Below are 7,521 nucleotides of genomic sequence, written 5' to 3'. Positions count from 1 at the left end.
GACGATCCATAGGAGCATCCCTTCCGCGTCGCCCGCGGAGGGCGCGTGCAGCGGCCGAGGTGTGGGCCGGGCACACTGCGAGGGGCGTGGGCCGGCCGTCCCGGGGGCCCGCGGAGGCGGTCGACGAGGAGGACTCCCGTGCGAGATGCGGTCATCTGCGAGCCCCTGCGCACCCCGGTCGGCGGGTTCGGCGGCTCGCTGCGCGACGTCCCTGTCCAGGAGCTCGCCGCGACGGTGATCCGGGCGCTGATGGAGCGCACCGGCCTCCCGCCCGAGTCGGTCGAGGACGTCCTGCTCGGGCACTGCTACCCGACGATGGAGGCCCCGGCGATCGGGCGGGTCGCCGCGCTGGACGCCGGCCTGCCCGTGAGCGCCTCCGGTCTGCAGATCGACCGGCGCTGCGGCTCCGGGCTGCAGGCCGTCGTCAACGCCGCGATGCAGGTGCAGTCGGGCGCCTCCGACCTGGTCCTGGCCGGCGGGGCGGAGTCGATGAGCAACGCGCCCTTCTACTCCACGGCCATGCGGTGGGGGGTCAAGCCCGGACCGGGGGTGCTGCTCCAGGACGGGCTGGCCCGCGGACGGGTCACCGCCGGCGGCCAGAACTTCCCGGTGCCGGGCGGCATGCTCGAGACGGCGGAGAACCTGCGCCGCGAGTACGACATCTCCCGCGAGGAGCAGGACGAGTACGCCGTCCGCAGCCACCAGCGCGCCGCGGCCGCCGCCGAGGCCGGGAAGTTCGCCGAGGAGATCGTGCCGGTCACCGTGAAGGGCCGGAAGAGCGAGACGGTCGTGGACCGCGACGAGCACATCCGCCCCGACTCGAACGTCGAGACGCTCGCCAAGCTCCGCCCGATCCTGGGCAAGGACGACGACGCCGCCACCGTCACCGCCGGCAACGCCAGCGGCCAGAACGACGGCGCGGCGGTGTGCATCGTCACCACGCACGAGAAGGCGGCGGAGTACAGGTTGCGCCCGCTGGCCCGGCTGGTCTCCTGGAGCGTCGGCGGGGTGCCGCCGAAGACCATGGGCATCGGCCCGGTGCCGGCCACCGCCAAGGCGCTCGCCCTGGCCGGGGTGGAGCTCGCCGACGTCGACCTGATCGAGCTCAACGAGGCCTTCGCCAGCCAGGTGCTCGCCGTCGCCCGCGAGTGGAAGTTCACCGATGCCGACTGGGAGCGGACCAACGTCAACGGCTCCGGAATCTCCCTCGGCCACCCGGTGGGCGCGACCGGCGGCCGGATCCTGGCCACGCTGCTGCGCGAGATGGACCGCCGCGAGGCCCGCTACGGGCTCGAGACGATGTGCATCGGCGGCGGCCAGGGGCTGGCCGCGCTGTTCGAGCGCGTCTCCTGAACGAGCGGCCTGAACGAGCAGCCTGACCGAGCAGACGACAGAAGGAGAGCACCGCATGAGCAGGGTCGCGATCGTCACCGGAGCCGCGCGAGGGATCGGCGCGGCCACCGCACGCCGGCTGGCCGAGGACGGCTTCGCCGTCGCCGTGCTGGACCTGAAGGCCGAGGACTGCGCCGACACCGTGTCGGCGATCGAGTCCGCCGGCGGGCGGGCGCTGGCCGTGGGTGCCGACGTCGGGGACGACGAGCAGGTGGAGGCGGCCGTCAGCAGGATCGCCGCGGAACTCGGCCCGCCGGTGGTCCTGGTGAACAACGCCGGCGTCACCCGCGACAACCTGCTGTTCAAGATGACCGACGCCGACTGGGACGTCGTCATGCACGTGCACCTGCGCGGCTCGTTCCTCATGAGCCGGGCGGCGCAGAAGCACATGATCGAGGCGAAGTGGGGCCGGATCGTCAACCTGTCGAGCGTCTCGGCGCTGGGCAACCGCGGTCAGGCCAACTACTCGACGGCGAAGGCTGGCCTGCAGGGCTTCACCAAGACCCTGGCGATCGAGCTCGGCAAGTTCGGCGTCACGGCCAACTGCATCGCCCCGGGCTTCATCCAGACGGAGATGACGAAGGCCACCGCCGAGCGGATCGGCGAGGAGTGGGAGGGCTACGTGGCCAAGCGCGCCGCGGCCATCCCCGTCGCGCGCGCTGGCGTCCCGGAGGACATCGCGCACGCCGTCTCGTTCTTCGTCAGCGAGGGCGCGGGCTTCGTCTCCGGGCAGGTCCTCTACGTCGCCGGCGGCCCGCGGAACTAGCTGGACGGGTCGCGGGTCTGGATAGCGGGCCCGGGCGAGGACGCACAGCTTCCCGGCGGACAGTCGGTCTCTGCTTCCAGTGCGAAGCAGAGACCGACTGTTCGCGAACCAGGTATGGGTCCGCTCAGGTGCGCTCGGGGTAGCGCGCCCGCACGAAGAGGTAGACGCCGAACGCCGCGATGCCCAGCGCGACGAGGGTGAGCAGCCACTGGCCGGCGGGCGCGTCGAGGATCGTGCGCATCGCGCCGTCCAGACCCGATGCCTTGGCCGGGTCGAAGGTGATCGCGGCGTAGGCCAGCAGGCCGCCGAGGACGCCGAGCGCCACCCCCTTGCCGGGATAACCGACCTGGCCGAGGCGGGTCACCAGGCGGACGGCGGTCGGCGGGGCCTCGCCCAGGTCGATCTCCTTGAGGAAGCGCGTCGTCACGCCCTTGTACACGTGGTAGACGCCGATGCCGAGCAGCACCAGCCCCGCAGCACCGACCAACCAGCGCCCCGCCGGCCAGCCGAACACACCCGCCGCGGTCTCCTGCTGCTGCGACGAGGAGTTGCCCCCGCCGGTGGCCACGCGGATCGCGAGCACGGCCAGCGCCGCGTAGACCGCGGCCTTGGCCAGCGCCTTGGCGCTCTTCTTGACGGCTCGCGTGCGCGCCGAGCCCGATGCCGTCAGGCCGAACCGCCAGCGCCCCACCTCGAGCGCCTGCCACGCGGCCAGCGCGATCAACCCGACGGCGAGCACCCAGAGCAGCGGGGTGCCGGCCGGCGACTCCGCCAGCGTCTGGAGCGCACCGGACTGGTCGGCCGACTCGCTCGACGTCCCCCAGGCGAGCCGGAGCGCGAGCCAGGCGAGCACGAGGTGGACCAGGCCGTAGGCGATGAGCCCGAGCCGGGCGAGGTGCTCGAGGCCGTCGTCGACGTCCGTGGTCGCTCCGCCTGATCCCTGCGCGCGCATCCTCCGCACTCCCGTCCTGGACCCCGCTGACGACCCGACGGCTCAGCGTGGCACGCACGACAGCGCGGTGCCTGGCGATGCAGCCCACCGGGTGAGGGACACTGGGCGGGTGGCGAACGCTGGAACCGTCCTGACCGCGCAGCCGACCCCCGAGGTCGCCCGACGGGCGTGGCCGCAGTGGCTCGCTCTGGGCGTGGCGATGATCGCCGTCGCCGTGGCCGCGCTGGTGGCCGATGGCGGCGCCCGGCTGCTGCTCGGCGCGCTGGGGGTCTTCCTCGGCGTGCGGGGAGCGGTGCTGCTGCGCACCGCGCCGTCCCTGTCCGCCGAGCTCACCGGCCGCGCCCGGAGCCTCGGCGTCGGCGCGCTCGTCGCGGGTGTCGGCGCCCTGGTCGCGGCGCTCGTCCCGGGAGGCACCGCGGCCGGCGTGCTGCTCGTCGCCGTCCCCCTGGTGCTGCTCGCGGGCGCGCTGGCGCTGCTCACCCGCAGCGGCCTCACCCGCAGCGGCCTCGCCCGCCGCGGCGGTCAGGCGCTGCTGGTCTGGGGGCTGCTGGTCACCGCCCTGCTCGTCGTCACCGGCCTGGCGCAGGACTGGACGCGCGCGGCGGACGTCGCCACCGTGGTCGCGGCGCTCGCCGTCGCCGCGCTCGCCGTCCCGGTGCTGGTCAGCGCCGTGAACCTGCGGACCGTCGCCGGGCAGCCGGCACCGGAGCCCGTGCGGGCCGGCTGCGGTGGCTGCGCCTGCGGCGCCGGCGGCTGCGGGGCCTGAGCCCCCGCAGGCCGGCTCCCTAGGGGCGGGGCTCCAGGCCGGCGAGCTCGTCGGGCAGCTCGCCGGGGTGCACGACGCCGAGCCGCTGGGTGGTGCGGGTGAGCACGACGTAGAGGTCGTTCCACCCGCGCACGCCCTCGGCGACGATCGCGACCGGGTCGACGACGAGCACCGAGTCGAACTCCAGGCCCTTGGCCCCCTCCGGCGGCAGGACGACGGGGGCGTCGGGCCGGTCGGCGTCCCCGACGGTGGGCAGTCGAGCCGCGACGGCTGCGGTCATCTCGGCCAGCCGGCTGCGCGGGACGAGGACGCCGAGCGTGCCCTCCTCCTTGTCGAAGGCGACCGCGGCCTCGGCGACGGCGTCGGCCAGGTCCTCCTCGGCCACCTGCTGGGCCCACGGCGGCACGCCGGTCGAGCGCACCGACTCCGCGGCCGTCGCCGGGGCGCCGGTCGCCGCCAGCACCCGCGCGGCGACCTCCATGACCTCCGCCGGCGTCCGGTAGTTGACGGTCAGCTCCTCCAGCCGCCAGTTCCGGCCGAGGTGCGGCTCGAGCACCTCCGCCCAGCTCGAGGCGCCGGCCAGCGTGCTGGTCTGGGCGACGTCGCCGACCAGCGTCATCGAGCGCGTCGGCACCCGGCGCAGGAGCAGCCGCCAGGCCATCGCCGAGAGCTCCTGCGCCTCGTCGACGATCACGTGCCCGTAGGTCCACGTCCGGTCCGCGGCCGCCCGCTCGGCGGTGCTCCGGTAGTCGCGCTCCTCCTGCCGCTCGGCGAGCCCCTCGGCGTCGAGCAGGTCACCGGCGGAGAGGTCCTCGGCCTCCTCCTCGGTGTCGAAGTCGGTGGACCGGGAGCCGTGCAGCAGGTCGAGGGTCTCCTGGGCGTGCCGCAGCCGGCGCCGCCGCTCCCGCTCCTCCTGACGCCGGCGGGTCGACTCGTCGATGCCCAGGAGCTCGTCGATCTCCTCGAGCAGCGGCACGTCGGCCGGCGTCCACGGCGCATCGGCCGGGCGCAGCAGCAGCTCGCGGTCGGCGTCGCTCCACCCCTTGGTGGCCGCGGTGAGCCGGCGGCGGGAGGCGAACAGCTCGCGCAGCACCCGCTCGGCGGTGAGCCGCGGCCACAGCCGGTCCACCAGCGAGTGCACGGCCGGCTCGGCGGCGACCTCGCGCCGCAGCGCCGCGACGTCGCCGCGGTCGAGCAGGTTCGCCCCGCCCAGGACGTTCTCCCCGAGCTTGTCCGCGTACTTGGCGGTGACCAGCTCCACGACGGCGCGCGCCGCCTCCGGCCGGGCCTCGTTGTGCTCGCGCGAGGCGGCCCGGGCGCGGCTGCGCACCTTCTGCGCGTCGGCCTTCGCGAAGCGCACCGGGATGCCGTCGATCTCCAGCTGCACCGGGGCGTCGAGCACCGCCTGCCGGCCGCGGACGGCGGCCTTGACGACGTCGGCCATCGCCAGCCGGCCCTTGACCTCGGCCACCTCCGGCGGCTCCGAGCCCTCGGCGACCAGCCCCGGCCGCAGGCTGCCCAGGTCGCGCAGCACGACGCCGGTCTCGCCGAGGGAGGGCAGCACGTCGGAGATGTAGCGCAGGAACACCGGCGAGGGGCCCACGACGAGCAGCCCGCTGCGGGCCAGCCGCTCCCGGTGCGTGTACAGCAGGTAGGCGGCGCGGTGCAGCGCGACGGCGGTCTTGCCGGTGCCCGGCCCGCCCTGGACGACGAGCACGCCCTGCACGTCGGCGCGGATGATCCGGTCCTGCTCGGCCTGGATGGTGCGGACGATGTCGGTCATCCGGCCGGTGCGGGTCTGGTTGAGCGCGGCCAGCAGCACTGACTCACCCGCCAGCCCGCCCCGCTCGGCGGAACCCTCCGCGGCCGCCTCGAGGTCGAGCGTCTCGTCGGCGATGCTCACCACCGTGCGGCCGCGCGTGCGGATGTGCCGGCGCCGGCGCACGCCCTGGTCGTGCAGCGCGGTGGCGGTGTAGAAGGGCCGCGCGGCCGGTGCCCGCCAGTCGACCAGCAACGGCTCCTCGGCGCCGTCGGCGAACAACCCGATGCGGCCGATGTAGCGGGGTGTCTCCACGTCGTGCCGGTCCAGCCGGCCGAACACCAGCCCGCTCTCGGCGGCGTCCAGGGCGACGATGCGCTGGCTGTGCAGCTCGACGGTGGCCTCGCGCTCGCCGACGGCCTGCGGGTTGTGCGGCACCGTGGCCAGCGCCTCGTCCAGCCGGCTCACCGAGCGCGCGCGGACCTCGTCCAGCCGGGTGTAGAGCCTGCTCACGTAGGACTGTTCCGCGGCGATCTCCGAGTCGGGGTCGTCCGCGGGTCGTGCTGTCGACAAAGCGTGCCGCTTTCTGCAGGAAAGGCGTTACGGGAACCGTGCAACGAGCAACCGCCGATTATCCCCGCGCTGCGCGGGGTGTCACGTAGCGCCGGCCCGCCCGTCCCGCAGGTAGGACTCCAGCCGCTCGGCCAGCGCACCCGGCCGACTGAGCGCGACCAGGTGACCGCCGTCGATCTCGTCGACGTCCACACCCAGGCGCTCGGCGGCGAGCCGCCGCTGGAACTCCAGCGGGAACAGCCGGTCGTGCCGCCCGGCCAGCACCCGGGTGGGGACGTCGGGCCAGCGGCGCAGCGGCCACGGCTCCTCGAACGGCCGGCCCGACTGGGCGAAGGCGGGATCCAGGGCGCGCGCCTCGGGCGGGACGTCGTGCAGGTACGTCGTCTCCTCGTCGATGTCCGGCGGCAGCCCGAGGGTCGCCAGGTAGGCGGCCTGCGCCGGGCCCTGGCCGGTGACCGTCCACCACTCGCCGCCGGTCTCGCCGGGGCGCGGGATCATCGCGTTGAGCAGCACCAGCAGCCGGACCGGCACCCGTGCGCAGACCAGCGGAGCGGTGAGGCCACCCATCGACTGGCCGACCACGACGACCGGCTCGGGATCTGCGGTGCCGAGGGCCGCGACGACGGTGTCGGTGTAGGCCTGCAGCCCCGCCGTCTCGTCGTCGGCGGGCAGGTCCACCGCCACGGCGCGGTGGCCGCGTCGGGTCAGCTCACCGGTCAGCAGGGCCCAGAACGCAGCGCGCCCACCGGCGCCGGGGATGAGCACGAAGGTCGTCACGGGAGGATAGACCGCTCGTGGGACGGGGATTCATCGCCACCCGGGCTCAGGCGGCGGGCGGCGCCCCGCGCAGCCTGACGACGGCGGCGCGGTACCGGCGGTGGCCGGCCACGCGCCACGCCCACCGCGCCCGCCGGGGCAGGCCGTCCAGCAGCCGGGCTCGGTCGACGGCGCAGCTGTCCTCGAGGGCGAGACCGAGCACGAGGGTGCGTTCCCGGCGGCTCAGCCGGCAGGTGGAGGCGGCGGCGATCGCCGGCCAGCGCGCGTCGTCCAGGTGCGAGTCGAGCAGGGGGAGCAGCCGGCGCTCCTCGCCGGTGGTGTGGGCGTCGACGGCGTCGGCGAGCTCCCGGCAGGCAGCGGCCACGGCGTCGCGGGCGGCCGGGGTGGGCGGCGAGCAGCCGGGCGAGCAGGTCGGCGTGGCGGGTGAGCGCGGCGGTGCGCGCGGGCTCGGCCCGGGGCGCCCAGGCCAGCAGACTGGCGAGCAGCCGGAACTCCCGGCGGAACACCCGGTGCAGCACCCGCTGGTAGGAGGCGGC

General features: G+C 75.2%; 7 protein-coding genes. 3 read left to right on the top strand and 4 right to left on the bottom strand.

Features of this window, described 5'->3' with window-relative positions:
* Nucleotides 1-138 precede the first annotated feature (138 nt).
* Both A6V29_RS03085 and fabG read left to right on the top strand, forming a co-directional pair.
* Nucleotides 139-1,353 (top strand): acetyl-CoA C-acetyltransferase, encoded by a 1,215-nt coding sequence (locus tag A6V29_RS03085; RefSeq protein ID WP_137158933.1) that lies wholly within the window; start codon nt 139-141, stop codon nt 1,351-1,353.
* Between the two features lie 55 nt (nt 1,354-1,408).
* Complete coding sequence (fabG, locus tag A6V29_RS03080; RefSeq protein WP_137158932.1) at nt 1,409-2,158, top strand: 3-oxoacyl-ACP reductase FabG; 750 nt, start codon at nt 1,409-1,411, stop codon at nt 2,156-2,158.
* A gap of 124 nt (nt 2,159-2,282) precedes the next feature.
* Here the strand turns inward: fabG and A6V29_RS03075 are convergent, their stop codons facing one another.
* Nucleotides 2,283-3,110, bottom strand: coding sequence for a DUF1206 domain-containing protein (locus A6V29_RS03075; protein WP_137158931.1), 828 nt, complete (start codon nt 3,108-3,110; stop codon nt 2,283-2,285).
* Between the two features lie 109 nt (nt 3,111-3,219).
* Here A6V29_RS03075 and A6V29_RS03070 point away from each other — a divergent pair, with 109 nt between their 5' ends.
* Nucleotides 3,220-3,876, top strand: coding sequence for a hypothetical protein (locus tag A6V29_RS03070; RefSeq protein WP_137158930.1), 657 nt, complete (start codon nt 3,220-3,222; stop codon nt 3,874-3,876).
* Nucleotides 3,877-3,895: 19 nt separating this feature from the next.
* Here A6V29_RS03070 and A6V29_RS03065 read toward each other — a convergent pair whose 3' ends face one another.
* The 3 genes from A6V29_RS03065 to A6V29_RS03055 form a co-directional block, all read right to left on the bottom strand.
* Complete coding sequence (locus A6V29_RS03065; RefSeq protein WP_502700062.1) at nt 3,896-6,208, bottom strand: HelD family protein; 2,313 nt, start codon at nt 6,206-6,208, stop codon at nt 3,896-3,898.
* Nucleotides 6,209-6,289: 81 nt separating this feature from the next.
* On the bottom strand, nt 6,290-6,985 hold the full coding sequence (locus A6V29_RS03060) for an alpha/beta fold hydrolase (protein WP_137158929.1): 696 nt from the start codon (nt 6,983-6,985) through the stop codon (nt 6,290-6,292).
* Between the two features lie 46 nt (nt 6,986-7,031).
* Nucleotides 7,032-7,349, bottom strand: a complete 318-nt coding sequence (locus A6V29_RS03055) for a hypothetical protein (RefSeq protein ID WP_137158928.1) — start codon at nt 7,347-7,349, stop codon at nt 7,032-7,034.
* Between the last annotated feature and the right edge of the window lie 172 nt (nt 7,350-7,521).

It is taken from the genome of Blastococcus sp. CCUG 61487 (assembly GCF_005222955.1).
Lineage (GTDB): Bacteria > Actinomycetota > Actinomycetes > Mycobacteriales > Geodermatophilaceae > Blastococcus.
This window is presented reverse-complemented; position numbering and strand designations above follow the sequence as displayed.

What these genes read in the sequence shown, in the direction of transcription:
- fabG (WP_137158932.1), top strand. Translation starts at nt 1,409, where the DNA reads ATGAGCAGGGTCGCGATCGTCACCGGAGCCGCGCGAGGGATCGGCGCG.
- A6V29_RS03075 (WP_137158931.1), bottom strand. Translation starts at nt 3,110, where the DNA reads ATGCGCGCGCAGGGATCAGGCGGAGCGACCACGGACGTCGACGACGGC.